Below are 245 nucleotides of genomic sequence, written 5' to 3'. Positions count from 1 at the left end.
AATAGTGCCTTCAAAATCAAAATGCTTTTCTGGCGTTTGCGTGATGACACCATGATGTTCATAGGTTACACCGGTTTCTTTTATTCTTTGATATTGTGTCCTTAATACCACCTTGATTTTTTCACCTTCTTCTGTTTTTGGTAAACAATCAAGCATCTTCATCCACATATGCTTATCTAAAGCCCACAAACAATATTCAAATCCACTAATATTGGTAAATTTGCGGCCTGATAAATCGGTTACTT

The 245-nt window shown here is 35.1% G+C and carries 1 pseudogene; it reads right to left on the bottom strand.

Annotation, left to right across the window (positions count from 1 at the left end):
• Positions 1-245: pseudogene (locus Lgra_RS17930) on the bottom strand (F-box protein); the annotation flags it as partial.

Origin of the sequence: Legionella gratiana, from assembly GCF_001467695.1 — a bacterium.
Taxonomy (GTDB): Bacteria; Pseudomonadota; Gammaproteobacteria; order Legionellales; family Legionellaceae; genus Legionella; species Legionella gratiana.
Note: the sequence above shows the minus strand (reverse complement) of the source record. Positions and strands in the feature narration are given on the sequence as shown.